The following is a 19696-nucleotide window of genomic DNA, read 5'->3' as shown; positions in this document are numbered from 1 at the left end:
TAATTTGCGCTATTTTGCCCCTAACGGCGTGATTTTACCAAAAATATGTTAGCGCCGTGCAACGTGAGAAAACTATTGACAATAGTGTGGATATGATATATAATTATAAAAACTAACAAGGAGAAAAAGTATGAAAAAGCGCGTTTCGTTTGCATTGATTTTGGTGCTTGTCGTCATTTTGGTCGCCTGTACGGCAGGCGTGATGACTGCTTGTAATAACGAAACCAAACTCAATGCGCAACAGCAAAAAATAGAAAAGGCTTTCAAGGGTGTGGCGAGAAGCCTGACCAACCAAAAAGCCTATACGGGCACCACGCAGCGGGACGGCTTCTTCTCGCTGTTTGCTCCCACCCTTGTCGCCGATGCCGAAGAGACGACGGGCACCGCCAACAAGACCAATGTGGATTTGCTTATCGACCTATGCGACGAAAACAAGACGGTCGCCGAGCCCGAATTCAAGTATGACGAACCGCCCATGATCCAATTCCAATACATCAAAGCGCTCTACGAAAAAGTGGGTGCTTCGTACGAACTCGGCAAGGTGTACAAGGACAGAGTGACCGGCAAGGCCGATTTCGACTTCGCCACCGGCAAGGCGGGCAAGACGCAGGACTATGTGGCCGACGTGTCCATCGACATAGACATCGACTCTTCGGATATTATCCGCGTGCACCTCGGCCTTGTCATCGTCTACACGGCGGGTACGGAAACGCACGAGCAGCGCTTCTACGCCGAACTCACCTTGGACTACGATATGAACAAGTCCGAGCCAAACTACTCCCTCACGATGCGCTACGTGGACGATTGCAGTCGCTTTGCGGACGAGCGAGAGCGCACCAATACCTACGAATACGATTACGTCAACGTCGTGGAAGGCAAGATCAAAGAGTGGGCCAAGGCCTATTATATCTCGCCCACCAAGATGGTCAAAGACGACGCGCACCGCACCTTTGACGCCTATGCGGACGCCGCCAAATACGGCGGTAAAGCGCAGGCTTTCAAGAACGGCAAGGTCTATTTCACCAATCACACCGACGCGCACGACGGTATGGTCAACGTTTCGTTGCGCCGCACCCTTTGCGCCACGTTGTACGACGACTTCGGACTCAATGCCACCGAGATCAAGTCGGACGAGTATTTGGCCAAAGAAGGCACCGCCAACGCCAATATCAAATCGACCTTCGACGACTTCAACAAGATCGCCAAGACCGACGTCATCGCCGCCTTTGCCATTTCGGGCGTGGACGACGATTACGACGGGCAACCCGTGAGCGGCGGGGAGAGCGGCGGCAGGCAGTTGAACGATTGGGATGAAGATAAGATCGTACGCTTATTCGGCTACGGCATACCCGCCCCCAAGAGCGAACGCGGCGTCGTCAACGGCTACGAGCAACAAAATAACGCTTTTATATTCACCCTCGCGGACTTTACCGCCCAAGAATTCGCCCGTTGGTATGAGGAAACGCTGACCGAGTACAACTTCGTCGTTTCGGCCGACGCGGTTTCGCCTCAATTCACGGACGTTTGCGTGTCCGTCAAGGAAGATACGACCTATATCATCGCCTATAGCGAATCGCCCAACGCGTTGATGTTCGCCAAGTCCACGGCGGGCAGCGGCACGGGTGAAGAGGGCCAAGGCGGCCAAGAGGGCGGCGATAAAGATCCCACCGGTGGTGACAAAGATCCGCAGGGCGGTGACAAAGACCCCTCGGGCGGTCAAGGTCAAGGACAAGGCGGCGAGGAGCAACCTCAACGCGTGTGGGTGCATTTCCATATTTACGACTACGAGGGCAAAGAACTCGTGCCCGTCAGCGAATATCCCGTGGAATATACGGTGGGCGACGGCATAGATCTGCAATCTATGTTCCCGGATAAAGAGGTCTATTTGGACCCCGCGTTCAACACCCTTGCGCCCGCTACCGTACAGGTTGGCGCGGACGCGACGGATTTCTTCGTCAAACCCCAAGGCGAGGCGCATCCCGAATATTTCGACTACACGGTCATCGACGTGTACGCGGATGGCACCACCGAGACCTATATGACCATGCAAAAGGGCTACGGCACCACCGTAGACTTCTGCAATATGGACTACGTGCTGTTCGAAGACGCGGCGTGCACCCAACTCATCGACCCCAACTACACCACCACCATCACCGACAATATCACGGTCTATCGTCGTGACGCCAAGCAGCCCAAGCGCATCTTCCTGCCCACCACTTTCTATATCAACGACGTTGACGTGACCAACGTGGCTACCAAGGCCTCCTACGACTTTATCGAAGTGCGCCGCGGCAAACTCTTCTGGAGCGATACGCAATTTGGCGTCAATCCCTTCATCTGCGGTACCTACTATTACGACGGCGCCTTTACCGAGCGCATCTTCGACGGCGAGACCTACGTCTATTTCGACGAAGAGGACAATACCCGCACGCACGTGTATGCGTACCTTATTGACAAGATGTACGCGGTCGTTCCTTTCACCATGAACGGTGAGTTTTTGTTCAATGAGTTATTCTATCGCAACGACTCTACCGAAACGCTCATCTATTCGGCAGAGGACTACGGTTACAGCATCGACTTCGCAGACGTCACCAAAGCCGACGTCAATGGCGTGGAAGTGACCAAATATACGAGATTGCCGGTGCTCGAAACGCGTTTCGTGTACGAAGGCGCGGTGGTCGGCAAGACCAAGAATTATATTGCTGCTGGCACGTGGATCGAATACGAGGAAGGCAACAACGTCTATTTGGACGCGGATTGCACCGAGCCTTTCGTCTTCCAAGGCGAATTCACTTCGTCCCGCGTGGTGTACAGCAAATTATACTAACGGCTTTTGATAGCCAACGAGGGCGTCCGTCGGGCGCCCTTTTTCGTATGAGTGCGTGCGCAACGAGATTTATAAGGTCGCGCGAGATATAAGGCGTGCGCGCCGATATACGACGAAGCGGCGCAAACGGAAAGACCGTGCGACTATCATAACGTAGGCAATACGGATAATTAACTATACGAAGCGTATAGAAATTGGTCAAAAATATACAATTTGTATAGTATTTTACAAAAATAGTGCAATAATTCGCAAATAATTTAGCAGTCATCGCTTGACATTGCTAAAAATTGGGCATATAATGTTAGCAGTCAAGGGTTACGAGTGCCAAAGTCGGGCATACTAACCGAGGAGAGCCAAATGAGTACGCTGACCATTCGCAAACAAAAGATACTGTGCCTATTGGTGGCGCGTTATATCGAGACGGCCGAGCCCGTGTCGAGCGCGGACATCAAAGAGGATTATGGCGAAGAGATCAGTTCGGCCACCATTCGTGCGGAGTTGGCCGCTTTGGAGAAGATGGGCTATCTGGTGCAACCGCACGTATCCGCCGGCCGCATCCCCACCGCCAAGGCGTACAAATTGTTCGTGGAGACCATTCCCACCGAAGGGCCGATGGTGCCGCAGATTACCGACCTCAAGACCTACCTCGACGACAAGATGGACGACGTGGCCGACGTCATTCGTTCCACGGCGCAGGTGCTGTCGGATACCACCAACTACACCTCGGTCATCGTGGTCAAAAACGTGGGCACCGTGCGCGTCAAGGACATCAAATTGGTGGACTTGGGCGGCGATAAGGCGTTGGTGGTCATTATCACGGACTCGGGCGTCCTCAAGGATTGCATCATCGACATTCCCGCCGATATGGGCGATAGTTATCTCAAGACCAGTTCGGATCTGCTCAATCGTATGTTCGGCGGCATGACCGTGGACGAGATACGCGACAAGATGAATTCGGTTGAGGGCGAGATACAGGCCTACAAGGACATTTTGGACCAAATCATCTCTTCCTTGGAGCGTTTCGGCGGGGGCGACGCCTCGGTGTTCGTCGAGGGCACCAGCAAACTGCTGGACTATCCCGAGTACACGGACGAAGTGGACAATATGCGCGGCGTGCTGTCCCTACTGGAGCACAAAGAGGAACTGACGGATATGGTAGGCGATTCGGACGTCGAATTCAGCTTCCGCATCGGCAAAGAGGACGGCATCGAACACGGCTCGTTGGTGTCCGCCACCTACAAAGTGAGCGGCAACCGCGAGGTGCACGCCGGCGTCATAGGCCCCGAGCGCATGGATTACAAAAAAGTCATCGGCGTACTGCAATACTTGGAAATGACCATCAAGTCCATATTGGACGATAAGGAGACGAAATGAACGACAAGCAACAGGACATCAATCAAGAAGAAAAGGCCGAGCAAACGGTAGAGCAAGCGAGCGACGCGGGCAAAGAAACCGTCGAAAAGCCCAAAGCCCCCAAGAAGAACGGCCCGACGGAGAAGCAGAAACTCGCGGACGAGGTAAAACGGCTCGAAAAGGAGAATAAGGAGCAGAACGAAAAGTATCTGCGTATGCTCGCCGAGTACGACAATTACCGCAAGCGTTCGGCCGCCGACAACGAGCGGCAGAAATTGGTGGGCATCACCCAAACCTTGACCGCCGTCTTCCCCGTCATCGACAGCATCAACCGCGCCTTGGAAGTGCTCAAAGAAGACGACAAGGCCATGGCCGGCATCGTACAGATCAAAAAGCAATTCGATTTGGCCATGCAGAAGATAGGCGTGGAGCAGATACCCGCCCTCGGCGAAGCCTTCGATCCCGAAGTGCACAACGCCGTGATGCAAGAGGAGAACGCGGACGAAGCGGGCAAAGTGGTCGCCGTGTTCCAAGAGGGCTACAAATACAAAGATTACGTCATCAGACCCGCGATGGTCAAAGTGGCGGTCTAATAAATAAACTGAAAAGGAGATAGAACTATGAGCAAAATTATCGGTATAGATTTAGGTACAACCAATAGTTGCGTCGCCGTTATGGAAGGCGGCGAACCCACCGTTATTCCCAATCCCGAAGGCAACCGCACCACCCCCAGCGTGGTCGGCTTCACCAAAGAGGGCGAGAGAAGAGTAGGCCAAGTGGCCAAACGTCAGGCGGTAGCCAACCCCCTGCGCACGGTCACCAGCATCAAGCGCAAGATGGGCACTGCCGAGACCGTCACCATCGACGACAAGAAGTACAGCCCCCAAGAGATCAGCGCCATGATCCTCAGCAAACTCAAAGCGGACGCAGAGGCCTACCTCGGGCAGAAAGTGACGCAAGCCGTCATCACCGTGCCCGCCTACTTCTCGGACAGCCAACGTCAAGCCACCAAGGACGCGGGCCGTATCGCGGGACTCGAAGTGCTGCGTATCATCAACGAGCCCACGGCCGCCGCATTGGCCTACGGCTTGGATAAAGGCGAAAACAAGAATCAAAAGGTATTGATCTACGACTTGGGCGGCGGTACGTTCGATGTGTCCATTCTGGAAATCGGCGACGGCGTCTTCGAAGTGTTGGCCACCAACGGCAACACGCACTTGGGCGGCGACGACTTCGACCAATGCCTTATCGACTACGTGGTCGGCGAATTCAAAAAGGAGTCGGGCGTAGACCTTTCGGGCGACAAAGTGGCCCTGCAACGTATCAAAGAGGCCGCCGAAAAGGCCAAGATCGAGTTGTCCGGCGTCACCAAGACCAGCATCAACCTGCCCTATATCAGCGCCAACGCCGACGGTCCTCTGCACATTGATATGGATATCACCAAGGCCAAATTCGACAGCCTGACCGCGCACTTGGTCGAAGCGACCATCGTGCCCACCAAGAAGGCGATGAGCGACGCGGGTCTCACCTTCAACGACATCAGCAAAGTTATCTTGGTCGGCGGCAGCACCCGTATCCCCGCCGTGGTGGACGCGGTGCGCAAAGTCAGCGGCAAAGAGCCCTACAAAGGCATCAACCCCGACGAGTGCGTCGCCATCGGCGCGGCCATTCAAGCGGGCGTGTTGGCGGGCGACGTCAAAGACGTCCTCTTGCTGGACGTCACGCCGTTGAGCCTCGGCATCGAGACCATGGGCGGTGTGTTCACGCGGCTTATCGACCGCAACACCACCATTCCCACCAGCAAAACGCAGGTGTTCTCCACCGCCGCGGACAATCAACCCGCCGTGGACATTCACGTCTTGCAGGGCGAGCGTGAGTTCGCCAAAGACAACAAGACCTTGGGCCGCTTCACCTTGGACGGCATTCCCCCCGCTCCCCGCGGCGTACCTCAGATCGAGGTGACCTTCGATATCGACGCCAACGGCATCGTCAACGTCAAAGCGCGCGATAAGGGCACCAACAAAGAGCAGTCGGTCACCATCACCGCCAGCACCAATCTCTCCGAAAGCGATATCGACAAGGCCGTCAAAGAGGCCGAGCAATACGCCGAAGAGGACAAGAAGCGCCGCGAATTGGTAGACCTCAAGAACACTTCCGAAAACACCTTGTACGCCGCCGAAAAGACGGTGCGAGAGGGTGGCGAAGCCATCAGCGAGGAAGACAAAAAGACCGTCGAAGAGGCCGCCAAGAAAGCGCGTGAGAAGCTGGACAGCAGCGATATCGAAGAGATTAAGAAGGCCATGGACGAGTTCAACAACACCGTACAGCCCATCTTCACCAAGTTGTACCAGCAAGCGCAGCAGGCGCAAGGTCAACAGACCTCGACCGATGACAACGGCGATATCGGCGGCGACGGCACCGTCGAATAAGCGAACAACGGCTATAGGGGAGTGCAAAATCTTTGCACTCCCAACCCTTTAACAAAAGGAGTTCATCGTGGCAGACTACAATTATTACGAAATATTGGGCGTATCCAAGGACGCGTCCGACGAAGAAATCAAGAGCGCCTATAGGCGCTTGGCCAAGAAATATCACCCCGACCTCTATTCGACCAAACCCGAGGCCGAGCGCAAGGAAGCCGAGGAGATGTTCAAGAAGATCAATCACGCCTATCAGGTGCTGTCCGATCCCCAAAAGAAAGCGGCCTACGACCAATACGGTAGCGAGGACGGCCCGCAATTTTCGGGTAGCGGATTCGGCGGCGGCGAAGGCGGCGATCCTTTCGGCGATTTCTTCAGCAATATCTTCAGCTCGTTCGGGGGCGGCGCCCGTCGCCAAAACCCCAACGCCCCCCGTCGTGGCGACGACGTGCAGATTCACGTCAGCATCGAGTTTATGGAGAGCGTCAAGGGCGTCAAAAAGGATTTGAAGTTCAGACGCCGCGAGGTGTGCCCCACCTGCAAGGGTTCGGGTGCCAAATCCGCCAACGCCACGCGTTCGTGTACCCGTTGCGGGGGCACGGGCGTGGTGCGCATTCGCACCAACAGCCTGTTCGGACAGGTGGTGCAGGAGTCGGTGTGCCCCGATTGTAAGGGCAAAGGCAAGATCATCACCGATCCGTGTCCCGATTGCTCGGGCAAGGGCTTCGTGGTCAATATGCGCACGGTGCACGCCAACATACCCGCCGGCATCGCCGACGGGCAGACCATCGTCTATCAGGGCGACGGCGAGTGCGGCATGAACGGCGGCCCCAACGGCAACCTCATCATCGCCGTCAGCGTCAAACCCCACCCCTTGTACACGCGTCGCAACAACGATTTGCAGTACGAGATGCCCCTTAGTTATATCGTCGCCGCGTTGGGCGGCGAGATCAACGTGCCCACGCCCTACGGCAACGTCAAGTACAAGATACCCGAGGGCACCCAAACGGGCGCGGTGTTCAAATTGAAGGGCAAGGGTATGAAGTCCGCCATGCGCGACGTATACGGCGATTTGTACTTCACCGTCAAGGTGGTCACACCCACCAAACTGTCCAAGGCACAGCGCGACGCGCTGACCGCGTTCGGCAACAGCCTCTCCGCCTCGCAAGAGGAGAGCCTCAAGAAGTTCAACGACCAAAACAAGTAATATGAGTTATACCGTTACCGTATCGACCACGACCTTAGGCTCGGACATCGTGTCGTGCTATCTCTTCGAGATGGGCGCCGAGGGCGTGAGTATTCAGGATAAAAACGACCTCGCCGACCTTGTCAAAGGGAAGTCCGAACTCTTTTGGGACTACATAGACGACAGCCTTTTCGCGCAGGACGACGTCGTCAAAGTGACGGCTTTCTACGGGGACAAGCCCTCCGACCTTTCCCTCAAAGCGTTGCGCGAGCAGTTGGACTTCGCCCGAGAAGCAATGCCCGTGGATATGGGGTTATTGGATATCGCGTTGGGCGAAACGACCGACGACGACAGTTGGTACGACAATTGGAAGGCTTTTTACAAGCCCATACGGGTGGGCGACGTCACCGTGTTGCCCGCTTGGGAGACCGAGACGGAAGGCAAAATCACCGTCAAAATCAATCCGTGCATGGCGTTCGGCACGGGCGAGCACGAGAGCACGCAGATGTGCTTGAAATTGCTCCAACAACTTGACGTCAAGGGCAAGCAAATCATCGACGTTGGCTGCGGCTCGGGCATATTGGGCATCGCCGCCATGAAGATGGGCGCCGCGCATTGCTACTTCGCCGACATAGACGACAACGCGATGAAGAATATGCGCGAAAACGCCGCTTTGAACGGCGTGACGAACTACGAGGCGCGGACGGCAAGTCTATTGGACGGGTGTTCCCATACCGCCGACGTGGTGCTTGCCAACATAACGGCGGATATCCTCATCACGCTCGCCGACACGGTCGGACGGCATATCCGCAAGAACGGCTATCTAATCGTGTCCGGCATCATCGCCGAACGCAAAGACGAAGTGCTGGCCGTCTATCGGCAAAAAGGCTTCGCGGTAGAGGAAGAGGTCGCGCTCAAAGATTGGCGCGCCTACCTTATGCGGGTGTAATATGGAATTGCGCAGGTTTTACGTAACCCCCGAATATATCGACGGCGACGCCGTAACGGTGGTCGGCGACGAGTACCGTCACATGACGGGCGTTTTGCGTTTCAAGGTGGGTTACAAGGCCATCGTGTGCGACAATTCGGGCTACGACTACTACTGCACCGTGACGGCCATTGACAAGGTCAAAGCCACCTTGCGGATAGACGACAGAGTCCCCAACGACGCGGAACTTCCATTCGACCTTACCCTGTGTTGCGGGCTTATCAAACCCGAGAAGTTGGAGATCGAGGTGCAAAAAGCCGTGGAGATCGGCGCCAACGTCATTCGGCCTTTCGTCAGTCGCAACACGGCCGAGCGCTCTGTACGCAAAGAGCGGTTGGAGCGCATCGTGTTGGAAGCCTGCAAGCAATGCGGCCGCGCCAAATTGCCCACGGTACGAGACGCGGTGCCGTTCGAGGCATTGTTCGATACGGACAAACCCGTCTATATGGCCTACGAAAAGGAAGATAAACGCCTGCTGCGCGACGCGTTGGCGGGCAAAACGCCCGAAGATATGGCGGTTATTATCGGTAGCGAAGGCGGTTTTACCGACGAAGAGGCCGATTTTGCCCGTCAAAAAGGCGCGGTGACGTTCAGTCTCGGCAAGCGGATTATGCGTGCCGAAACGGCGGCCATCGTGGCGCTGGGCGTGGTATGTTCGACGTTGGAGGTATTGTGATGAAAGTCGCGGTCGTCAATCTGGGCTGCAAGGTCAATCAATGTGAATGCGACAGCATCGCCGCCGCTTTTCAACGGCTCGGCTACGAGGTGTCCGAGGAGTTGAGCGTGGCGGATATCTACGTCATCAACACCTGCGCCGTCACCGCAGAAGCGGAGAAAAAGAGTCGTCAATGCGTGGCGCGGGTGCGCAAATACAATCCCGACGCCAAGATATACGTCGTAGGCTGCGCGTCCCAAAACAATCCCGCGCAATTTGCGGACAAAAACGTGGATTTCGTGGGCGGCACCGCCGACAAAATGGACGTGTGCGGCTTGCCTACGGGGCAAAACGTCAAAGAGATTCCCGCCTCGTTCGAGCCGTTGATAATAGGCGAGGGCGAGCGTGCCCGCGGCAACGTCAAAGTGCAGGACGGGTGCAACAATTTTTGCAGTTATTGTCTGGTGCCCTATCTGCGCGGTAGGGCGCGTTCGAGGGCGTTGGAAGACGTGGTCGCCGAGTGCGCCGTCAAAGCGAATACGCACGCCGAATTGGTGCTGACCGGCATCAATACGGCCGCCTACGGGTTGGATTTGGGCTTGTCTTTGGTGGATCTGGTCAAAGCGCTAAGCGTCATTCCCGCCAGGTTCCGCTTCGGCTCGCTCGAAGCGAACGTCATCACAGACGAATTGCTCGCCGCCATGAAAGAGGCGGGCAACTTCTGCGATCACTTCCATCTCTCCCTTCAATCGGGGGACGACGAGACGCTCAGGGCGATGAATCGCCACTACACCACGGCCGAATTCGCCCGCAAAGTGGCGCTCATACGCGCGTATTTCCCCTTGGCGGCCGTTACGACGGACGTCATCGTGGGCTTCCCCACCGAGACGGCGGAGCAGTTCGACCGAAGCCTCGCGTTCGTTCGGGAGATGGAATTCGCCAATCTGCACGTCTTCCCGTACAGTCGCAGAAAGGGCACCAAAGCCTACGTCTTGCCGCCCGTCGCGCCCGAAGAAATGCAGCGCCGCGTGGGGCAGATGAGCGCGCTCAAGAACGAACTTGCCACGGCGTTCGTACATAGTTTTATAGGATATACGTTGGAAGCGGCTACCGAGCGTGCGGACGATATGTATATGCAGGGGCATACTTCCAATTATATTAAAGTCTACATTCCGTTGCACCATGCGTGCAAACCCAACAGCGTGTATACGGTACGTTGCCTGTCGCCCTATATGGACGGCGTGTTGGCAGAAATCGTATAAGGAGAAAATATGTGTGTATTTTGCGACATTATCTCGGGTAAAATCCCCACGAATTGCGTCTACCAGGACGAGGATATGATGATCATCAAAGATCTCAATCCGCAGGCCAAGGTGCATTTGCTTCTTTTGCCCAAGGAGCACTACGCCAACATAGTTGAGATGACGGACAGACAGGCGGGCACTCTCGCCAAGTGCGTCAAAAAGGTTTCGACGATGGTGGACGAGTTGGGCTTGACCGACGGCTTCCGTTTGGTCAGCAACAAGGGACAATTCGGTTGTCAAAGCGTGGAGCATCTGCACGTCCATATTTTGGGCGGCGAGCAGTTGGGCGACAAAATGTGCTGAAAAGAAAAACCGCACCCGAAGGTGCGGTAGGGACTAAGGATTAGTCACGGTTGTTCTTGCGCTTTCTGGCGGCTTCTTGCTTCTTCTTACGCTTAACGGAGGGTTTTTCATAAGCCTCTTTGCGCTTGATATCGCCGATGATACCTTCCTTGGTACATTGACGCTTGAAGCGTTTGATAGCGCTGTCCAACGACTCACCATCACGTACTTTGACGACTGACATTCCTTTTCACCTACCTTTCGCTAACCGATTGATGGTAATACTATATTATAGAATCCTCGAAAAGTCAAACGTTTTTTTGCGAAAATCAGTTCTTTTTGAAGGGTTTGTAGGTGCTGTCGTCGAGTATTTCGTCCGTCGTATAGGTGTAGGTGAGGGTGGCGGCTCTGGAAATGACGCCTTTGCCGAACTTGGCGCGTATGCCGTCCACGGCTTGGTCGGCCTGCGTGTTGCGTTGGTGGTCCACCGTGTCAAATATAGAGGTCTGCCAATAGACGTCGCCGCCGATGAGGCGCGACACGCCCAAGGTGATGGAGCGCAAGGGTACGAACGAGCGTTCGCTCCACAAAGAGCGCAGCATCTCCATACAGTTGTCAATGAGTTCGCTCGCCGAGCCGATGGGGTAGTCCAGCCGCATGGTGCCGCCGAATCCCGCGAAATCGTGCGATTTGCAGTAGATGAAGCAACCCATGGCGCGTAGGCCGTACCCCCTCAGGCGCGTGGTCACCATATCGGATAATGTGGTAACGAGAGCGAGCGCTTCTTCGACGCGTTCGATATCCACCGAGGTGGTGGTGCCGTTGGAAATGCTTTCGGGTATCACGTGGTCGTAGTAGTGCATCACTTCGCCGTCCTCGATACCCTGCGCCGCGTGCATTAGTTTGACGCCGTTGACGCCGAACTTGTCCCGCAGGATATTCTCGGGCGCGTTGGCCAACTCACCTATGGTGAGTATGCCGATGTTGCGCAAGGCTTTCTCGGTCTGGTGCCCGACCATGATCATATCGCCGACGGGCAGGCCCCAGGCGAGGGTGCGGTAGTTGTCGCGGTCGATGACCGTGGTAGCGTCGGGCTTCTTGTAGTCCGAGCCGAGTTTGGCGAAGACCTTGGTAAAGGACACGCCGACGGATACGGTGAGTCGTAGGTCTTCCTTGACCTTCTCGCGTATGGCGTCCGCGATTTGCTTGCCGTCGCCGAAGAGGCGCTTGGAGCCCGTGACGTCCAGCCAGCACTCGTCCATACCGAAACTTTCCACGCGGTCGGTGTACTGCGTGTAGAGCGCAAACAGCCGCTTGCTGTAATAGGAATAAATAGAAAAGTCCGGTTGAATCAAAATAACGTTAGGGCACTTCTTTTGGGCGGTAAACACCGTATCCCCCGTTTGAATGCCGTAGCGTTTGGCTTCGTAGGACTTGGCCAACACGATACCTTTGCGTTTTTGCGGATTGCCGCACACCACCAAGGGGTGTCCCCTGAGTTCGGGGTTGCGGGCGCATTCGCAGGACGCGTAGAAGTTGTTGGCGTCGATATGCAGGATGATACGAGAAAAATCGGGTGTAAGCATACCATTATTATACACCGAAAAACGCAAATTGCCAATAGGCAAATCATAAAGGAGAGCAATATGATCAAAAAAGCCATTATCCCCGTAGCAGGTCGCGGTACACGGATGCAACCCATCACCAACATCATCGCCAAGGAGATGCTGCCCATCGGCGTCAAACCCACGTTGCAATACATCGTGGAAGAGGCCGTGGCGAGCGGCGTCACCGAGATTTTGTTCGTCATCAATCACGAAAAAGGGATGGTTGCCAAATATTTCGCGGGCACCGAGGATCCGCGCACCTTCGACAAAGGCGGCACCTACGAATACAACTGTTTGGGCAAGATGGTCAGCGTAGCCTTCAACTATCAAGGCAATCTGTACGGCTCGGGCGCCGCCGTTCTTCGCGGCATGGAATTCGCCGACGGACAGACGGTAGCCGTCTTGTTCGGCGACGATATCATCGTGGGCGATCCCGCCGCCACCAAGCAACTCATCGACGTATCTACCACGCACGACTATTGCTCGGTCATCGGCGTACAGGCGCAAAAAGAGGAGATCATCCGCACCTGTGCCCTCGTAGAGGGCAAGGCCGAGACCGACCGCAACGGCAGAGTCAGCCGCATCGTAGAGAAGCCGCAGGGCGAACTGTCGGGCAATTTGACCAGCCTCGGGCGCTTCGTATTGGACAAAAAGGGATTTGAAATACTGCGCAACACGGACGTCCGTGCGGGCGAATTGTGGCTCACGGACGCTCTCAATATCGAGGCCGGAAAAGCACACGTGCAATACTGCAAGTTCTCGGGCGAGCGCTACGACGTGGGCAATAAATTCGGCTACATACACGCCTTCAACCACCTCGCGGTGGACGAGGGCAACAAAGACGCCTTCCGCAAGTACGTGGAGGGTTTGGAATAAGGAGGACATTATGAATTTCGACAATTACGATTATACGACAAAATTCGGCATCAATTACGCCATCAGCAAGGCTATGCGCACGGGCGGCGAATTGCGCCCCGAACATATTTTGGCGGGTTTGGTGCACTATCAAAACAAAGTGCAGAATATATTGGCGGAGTACGGCGTGACGCGCGTCAGAGTGGAGCAGAACTTCACGCCCGCCGCCGCATCATCCTCGGTCAAGGTTTCGGACGCCGCCAAGCAGGTGTTCGAGCACGCGGACAAGTTGGCCGCCAAGTTCAACGGCGGCTCCGTCAACGAACTCTATCTTTTCTTGGGACTCCTGCACGTTCCCAGCCGCGCTACGCGCATCATCGAAGAGTGCGGTATGAACGTGGACGAAACCTACAAGATGCTGTTGGACAACCTCAACAACGTACAGCAAACGCGCCAAAAGAACGATTTGCTCGATACGCTCGGCAGAATGGGCGGCGGCTTCACTTTCCGCTTCAATATCCCCGGCGTCATGCAGAACCAATCCGATTACCAAGAGACCGAAGACGAGGATGAGGACGAAGACGAGGGCTACGAAGCAGACCGCAAGGAATACCATGGCGGCTCGGGCGATTTGGACAAGAACCCCAAGTTGGGCAAAATCGGCTACGACCTCACCGAAAAAGCGCGCAGAGGTCAACTCGATCCCGTTATCGGCCGCGCGCAGGAAATCGAGCGCGTCATACAGATACTATCCCGCCGCACCAAGAACAATCCCGTGCTTATCGGTGAGCCGGGCGTAGGCAAAACCGCCGTCGTCGAGGGGTTGGCGCAAGCCATCGTGGAGGGTAAAGTGCCCGAAAACCTCAAGGATATGCGTATTTTCTCCTTGGATATGGGCAGTTTGCTTGCCGGCACCAAATACCGCGGCGACTTCGAGGAAAGGCTCAAAAACGCCATCGACGAAATCAAAAATTCGGGCAATATCATCTTGTTCATCGACGAGATCCACAACATTATCTCGGCGGGTAGCACCGAATCGAGCGGCATGGACGCGGCCAACATTCTCAAGCCCATGCTTGCCCGCGGCGAACTGCACACCATCGGCGCCACCACCATTGACGAATACCGCAAGTATATCGAGAAAGATTCGGCTCTGGAGCGCAGATTCCAACCCGTCATGGTGGACCCCCCTTCGGTCGAGAATACCATATTGATATTGTACGGGTTGCGCGACAAATACGAAACGCACCACAAAGTGCGCATATCCGACGCCGCCGTATCGGCCGCCGCCATCTTGTCCGACCGTTATATCACCGACCGTTATTTGCCCGACAAAGCCATCGACCTTATCGACGAGGCTTGCTCGCGCAAACGTATGCGCTGCTACACCCAACCCGACGAGGTAACCCGCCTCGAGGAGCAAATAGCGGATATGCAGAAGCAAATCGAACGCGCCACCGATCAAGAGGATTACGAACGCTGTTACGAACTCAAAAAACAGCGCGACGCCCTTAACGCCCAACTCGCCGAGCGCAAATTGAATTGGAACAACCAAATGCACGGCGATACGAGCGAGGTCACCGAAGAGGACATTGCCGAGATCGTCAGCGATTGGACCAAGATACCCATCACCAAGTTGAACGAGGCCGAGTCGGAAAAACTCTTGCATCTGGAAGAGTTGTTGCACAAACGCGTTATCGGGCAGGAACAGGCCGTCAAGACCGTGGCGCAGGCCGTGCGCCGCGCCAGAGCGGGGCTCAAAGACACCAATCGTCCTATCGGCAGTTTTATGTTCCTCGGCCCCACGGGCGTGGGCAAGACCGAACTGTGCAAGGCGTTGGCCGAGGCCATGTTCGGCGACGAAAATATGATGATTCGCTTCGATATGAGCGAATATATGGAGAAGATCAACGTCAGTCGTCTGACGGGTAGCGCGCCCGGCTACGTGGGCTACGAAGAGGGCGGTCAACTCACCGAAAAAGTGCGCCGCAAACCCTATAGCGTCGTACTGTTCGACGAGATCGAAAAGGCGCACCCCGATATCTTCAATATCCTACTGCAAATCATGGACGACGGTCGCTTGACCGACAGCCACGGCAGGACGGTCAGTTTCAAGAACTGCATCATCATTATGACCAGCAACATAGGCGCCGGCGAAATCGGTCGCTCGGCCGTGGGATTCGCCAACAACGAGGCCAAACTCGAGGAGTTGAAGGAGAGGCAGATCGAGGCGTTGAAGCGCACGATGAAGCCCGAATTTATCAACCGTTTGGACGAAGTGGTCATGTTCGCAAGGCTGGGCGCAGAGGATATCGACCGCATTTGCGACATTATGCTTGCCAACTTGGCCAAAAAACTCGGCGAGCGCGATATCGCCCTCAAAGTGTCCAGATCGGCCAAGGCCTACATCGTGTCCAAGGGCACGGACGTGGAGTACGGCGCCAGACCGTTGCGCCGCACCATTCGCAATCTCGTCGAGGACGTTTTGAGCGAGAAGATATTGGCGGGCGAGGTCAAGCGCGGCAATACGGTATGGGTGGATATGGCGAACGGGCAACTCACTTTTTCCACAAAAAAGCCCGAAAATGCGTAAAATTTGAAAATACCCCCTTGAAACGGGGGGAAAGATACGGTATAATGTAGACAAGAAACCTCGCGTTTCAAATCAACATAAGGAGGCAACAACTATGCGTATCGAAATAGTCGGAAGGAAATACGACGTCAGCGCTCATCTCGAAGACGTTATTCGTCACAAGATCGACAAACAACTCGGGCATTACTTCTCGGATGAGGACGTTGCGCGTGTCGTCTGCAAAGAGGAACACGGCAAGTGCAAAATGGAGTTGACCATTTCGTTGGGCTCCACCACCTTGCGCGCCGAAGAAACTTCGGACAATATGTACAACAACGTGGACGTCGTCGTACCCAAAGTCGAGCGCCAAATGCGCAAATATCGCACCAAACTCAACAAGAATCTGCGCGAGAAGATCGAAGTACCCGCCGAGGCCGAGCCCGAAGTGATGCCCACCTTGGTGCGTACCAAACACTACAAACTGCAAAGTATGTCGGTCGAGGAGGCCTTGTTCCAAATGGAAATGTTGGACAACAATTTCTATCTCTTCCTCAACGCCGAGACGGGCTTGGTCAGTTTGGTGTACAAGCGCCAGGACGGCAACGTCGGTATGATCGAAGGCGAATTCTAAGCGTATCTATCATCCAAAAGGCTCGAGCGATCGAGCCTTTTTTTTTTATAAAATTTCGTCCCCGACCGTTGACGAACGCCCGCGGGGCGTACTATACCGAATACGTCCTTACGGACAATATACCACGAGGTCATACCCTCGGAAGGAGGCAATTATGAATAAAGAAGAGAACTTTGACATTCTGGACGTCCTCTTGGACCAAGACAACACCGACCCCATCACCCTATGCGAAGAGAACGGCACTACCTGTGAGTTCGAGCAAATTGCCATTATTCCGCACGAAGAAGACTTATACGTATTCCTGCGTCCCATGCGGCCCTATTGCGGCGTAGAGACAGACGAAACCATCCTATTTAAGGTCGACGTCGACGACGATGGCGGCAATAGCCTCTTTGTCGAAGACGATATGGAATTGGTACGGGAATTGTACGACGTATATCTCAAAATGCCGGACGAGGCGAATTAACGCTCGATCACCAATCGGCGGCTACTTCGCTAGCCGCTTTTCTTTTTTTTGGGGGGGGAGCCGTCAGACCGCGATAAATAACAAATAAATAAAAGTTTTTTGCGGTGAGGATTGCAAAATATGCTTTTGTATTGTATAATACGACTATGAGTGCACAGTTCAAGTTGGGAATATCCACCGCGTCCTTGTTTACGCGGTACCACACCGAAGACGCCTTACCCGTCGTGCGCGATTTGGGCGCGGAGACGGCTGAGGTTTTTATGAGCACCTTCCGCGAGTACAAGCCCGAGTTCGGCAGGCTGTACGTGCGCAACAAGGGCGATTTGCCCATTCACAGCATTCACACGCTCAACCAGCATTTCGAGCCCGAGTTGTTCAATATCAGCCCCAGGACGGTAGAGGACGCGGAAGAGTGGCTTCGGTTGGCGTTGGGCAACGGACGGATGATGGGCGCGAAGTTCTACACCTTTCACGGGCCGGCGCGGCTCAAACGCAAGCCCTACCATATCGACTTCGCCACTTTCGGCCCCAAGGTCAAGCACGTGGACGAGATATGCCACGAATACGGCGTCACTTTGTGTTACGAAAACGTGCATTGGGCCTACTACAACTATCCCGAATTCATCACCTCTTTGTCGCCCTACGACGCGGATTTGCGCACCACTTTGGATATCAAGCAGGCCATGCAGTCCGAGGTGGACGTCTACGCCTATCTGGACGCCATGGGCAGCCGCTTGGCCACCGTGCACGTCGTTGACTACGACGACGACAAGACTTTGTGCTTGCCGGGCAGGGGCAGTTTCGACTTCAAGGCGTTTTTCCAACGCCTTGCCGATATGGGGTTCGAGGGCGCGGTGCTCATCGAAGCCTACCAGAACAATTTCAAGGAAGTATATGAGTTGCAAGACAGTTTGCAATATCTGAAATCACTAAGACAAAACGTCAAGTAAGGAGAAGAATATGGAACGTATCAGATTGGATTACAACAATATGATGGCCGATTATATCGGCAAAGAGGGCTTCACCGACCAAGAGATCGAGGCCATCAAGCCCCAAGCGGCCAAGGCTTTCGAGTACGTGCGCGACAACAGCGGCAAAGGGATGCTCGGCTGGGCGGAATTGGCCTACAACCAAGACGCCATCGTCGAGGATATCATCGCCACCGCCAAGGCGGTGCGCAAGCAGTTCAAGGCCTTCGTCGTGCTGGGCATCGGCGGCTCGGCTTTGGGCCCCATCGCCGTATTTCAGGCGCTCAAACACCTGCACTACAACGAGTTGCCCGACGACAAGCGCGGCGGCCCCAAGTTCTACGTGGAAGACAACGTGGACCCCGAGCGTATGAACGCTTTGATGGATATCATCGACCCCAAGGAGACCTGCTTCAACGTCATCACCAAATCGGGCGCCACCAGCGAGACCATGAGCCAATACCTCATCATCAGCGATATTCTCCAAAAGCAGATCGGTGCGGATTGGGCGAAGAACGTCATCGCCACCACGGACACCTGCAAAGGCAACCTCATCAAATTGGCCCAAAAAGAGGGCTTCAAGACCTTCTACATTCCCGATTCGGTGGGCGGTCGCTTCTCCGAGTTGTGCCCCGTGGGCTTGTTGCCCGCGGCCGTATTGGACATTGATATCAAGGCATTCCTCGCGGGTGCCAAAGATATGCAGGAGCGCTCCAAATCCGCCGACCCCGCCGAGAACGCGCCCTTGATGTGCGCCGTCTTGCAATATATCGCCATGCGCAAGGGCAAGAACATTTCGGTTATGATGCCCTATGCCGACAGCCTCAAATATATCGCGGATTGGTATTGCCAACTGTGGGGCGAGAGTTTGGGCAAGGCCGTCGACTACGACGGCAAGACCGTATACGCGGGGCAAACGCCCGTCAAAGCGTTGGGCGTCACCGACCAGCACAGCCAAATCCAACTGTACACCGAAGGCCCCTTCGACAAGGTGGTCACGTTCATCGCCGTGGACAATTTCCGCAAGGAATATCTCATACCGCAGGGCTTGCCCGATTTCCCCGACGTCAACTTCCTGTGCGGCAACGATATGGGCACTTTGCTCAACAACGAGCGCATCGCCACCGAGTACGCGCTCACCAAGGCCAACCGTCTCAATCACACCATCTACGTTCCCCAAGTCAACGAGTTTACTTTGGGGCAACTGTTGATGCTCTTCATGCTCGAGACCGCCTACTGCGGCGCTTTGCTCAATATCAACACCTTCAACCAACCCGGCGTGGAAGAGGGCAAGAAAGCCACCTTCGCTTTGTTCGACCGCAAGGGATTCGAAGAAAAGAAGAAAGAGTTGCAGTCTGCCAAGGCCAAGAGCGAGAAGTATATCATCGGCTAAACGCACATAGAAACCAATCTTGGACGAGGCTTGCCTCGTCCATTTTTTATTGAGAATACTATATACGCGCATATTTGTCGCCCAAATCCTTGCGAAATAGAGCGCAATATGCTATAATAGAAGCGAACGCGCAAGCACGTAGTATTTGCACGTCGTTCGCGCCGCCTTGCAGCCGAACGCAGGGAGCGC

General features: G+C 54.9%; 17 protein-coding genes. 15 read left to right on the top strand and 2 right to left on the bottom strand.

What is annotated here, in order from left to right; genetic code table 11:
* Positions 1-130: 130 nt before the first annotated feature.
* The 9 genes from II896_05565 to II896_05525 all read left to right on the top strand — a co-directional run bounded on the left by II896_05565 (position 131) and on the right by II896_05525 (position 11036).
* The gene (locus II896_05565; GenBank protein ID MBQ4444098.1) at positions 131-2827 is read left to right on the top strand and encodes a hypothetical protein; all 2697 of its coding nucleotides are present in this window, start codon (positions 131-133) and stop codon (positions 2825-2827) included.
* A gap of 357 nt (positions 2828-3184) precedes the next feature.
* Positions 3185-4201: a heat-inducible transcription repressor HrcA gene (hrcA, locus tag II896_05560; GenBank protein ID MBQ4444097.1), complete on the top strand. Its 1017-nt coding sequence runs from the start codon at positions 3185-3187 to the stop codon at positions 4199-4201.
* Entirely contained in the window at positions 4198-4773 is a 576-nt protein-coding gene (gene grpE / locus II896_05555; protein ID MBQ4444096.1) for a nucleotide exchange factor GrpE, read from the top strand. The genes hrcA and grpE overlap by 4 nt, the downstream gene beginning before the upstream one ends.
* Positions 4774-4800: 27 nt before the next feature.
* Positions 4801-6609, top strand: coding sequence for a molecular chaperone DnaK (gene dnaK / locus II896_05550; protein MBQ4444095.1), 1809 nt, complete (start codon positions 4801-4803; stop codon positions 6607-6609).
* Positions 6610-6676: 67 nt separating this feature from the next.
* The gene (gene dnaJ / locus II896_05545; protein MBQ4444094.1) at positions 6677-7807 is read left to right on the top strand and encodes a molecular chaperone DnaJ; all 1131 of its coding nucleotides are present in this window, start codon (positions 6677-6679) and stop codon (positions 7805-7807) included.
* Between the two features lies 1 nt (position 7808).
* Positions 7809-8735: a 50S ribosomal protein L11 methyltransferase gene (prmA, locus tag II896_05540; protein MBQ4444093.1), complete on the top strand. Its 927-nt coding sequence runs from the start codon at positions 7809-7811 to the stop codon at positions 8733-8735.
* Between the two features lies 1 nt (position 8736).
* Positions 8737-9450: a 16S rRNA (uracil(1498)-N(3))-methyltransferase gene (locus II896_05535; protein MBQ4444092.1), complete on the top strand. Its 714-nt coding sequence runs from the start codon at positions 8737-8739 to the stop codon at positions 9448-9450.
* Positions 9450-10691: a tRNA (N(6)-L-threonylcarbamoyladenosine(37)-C(2))-methylthiotransferase MtaB gene (gene mtaB / locus II896_05530; GenBank protein MBQ4444091.1), complete on the top strand. Its 1242-nt coding sequence runs from the start codon at positions 9450-9452 to the stop codon at positions 10689-10691. The genes II896_05535 and mtaB overlap by 1 nt, the downstream gene beginning before the upstream one ends.
* A gap of 9 nt (positions 10692-10700) precedes the next feature.
* Positions 10701-11036 (top strand): HIT domain-containing protein, encoded by a 336-nt coding sequence (locus II896_05525; GenBank protein MBQ4444090.1) that lies wholly within the window; start codon positions 10701-10703, stop codon positions 11034-11036.
* A 40-nt stretch (positions 11037-11076) separates the two neighbouring features.
* Here the strand turns inward: II896_05525 and II896_05520 are convergent, their stop codons facing one another.
* Positions 11077-11259, bottom strand: a complete 183-nt coding sequence (locus II896_05520) for a 30S ribosomal protein S21 (protein ID MBQ4444089.1) — start codon at positions 11257-11259, stop codon at positions 11077-11079.
* Between the two features lie 85 nt (positions 11260-11344).
* Positions 11345-12601, bottom strand: a complete 1257-nt coding sequence (locus tag II896_05515; GenBank protein MBQ4444088.1) for a DNA polymerase IV — start codon at positions 12599-12601, stop codon at positions 11345-11347.
* A gap of 60 nt (positions 12602-12661) precedes the next feature.
* On the opposite strand from II896_05515, the gene II896_05510 reads away from it, so the two are divergent.
* From II896_05510 to II896_05485, 6 genes are all read left to right on the top strand, one after another.
* Complete coding sequence (locus II896_05510; protein ID MBQ4444087.1) at positions 12662-13498, top strand: NTP transferase domain-containing protein; 837 nt, start codon at positions 12662-12664, stop codon at positions 13496-13498.
* Between the two features lie 370 nt (positions 13499-13868).
* The gene (locus II896_05505; protein MBQ4444086.1) at positions 13869-16070 is read left to right on the top strand and encodes an ATP-dependent Clp protease ATP-binding subunit; all 2202 of its coding nucleotides are present in this window, start codon (positions 13869-13871) and stop codon (positions 16068-16070) included.
* 94 nt (positions 16071-16164) lie between these two features.
* Complete coding sequence (gene raiA, locus II896_05500; protein MBQ4444085.1) at positions 16165-16680, top strand: ribosome-associated translation inhibitor RaiA; 516 nt, start codon at positions 16165-16167, stop codon at positions 16678-16680.
* Between the two features lie 154 nt (positions 16681-16834).
* A complete protein-coding gene (locus II896_05495) occupies positions 16835-17146 on the top strand; it encodes a DUF1292 domain-containing protein (GenBank protein MBQ4444084.1) in 312 nt (103 codons plus the stop codon).
* A 146-nt stretch (positions 17147-17292) separates the two neighbouring features.
* Entirely contained in the window at positions 17293-18096 is an 804-nt protein-coding gene (locus tag II896_05490) for a sugar phosphate isomerase/epimerase (protein MBQ4444083.1), read from the top strand.
* 10 nt (positions 18097-18106) lie between these two features.
* Positions 18107-19507, top strand: coding sequence for a glucose-6-phosphate isomerase (locus II896_05485; protein MBQ4444082.1), 1401 nt, complete (start codon positions 18107-18109; stop codon positions 19505-19507).
* Positions 19508-19696 lie beyond the last annotated feature (189 nt).

The organism is Clostridia bacterium, assembly GCA_017394805.1.
Lineage (GTDB): Bacteria > Bacillota > Clostridia > Christensenellales > CAG-1252 > RUG14300.
Note: the sequence above shows the minus strand (reverse complement) of the source record. Positions and strands in the feature narration are given on the sequence as shown.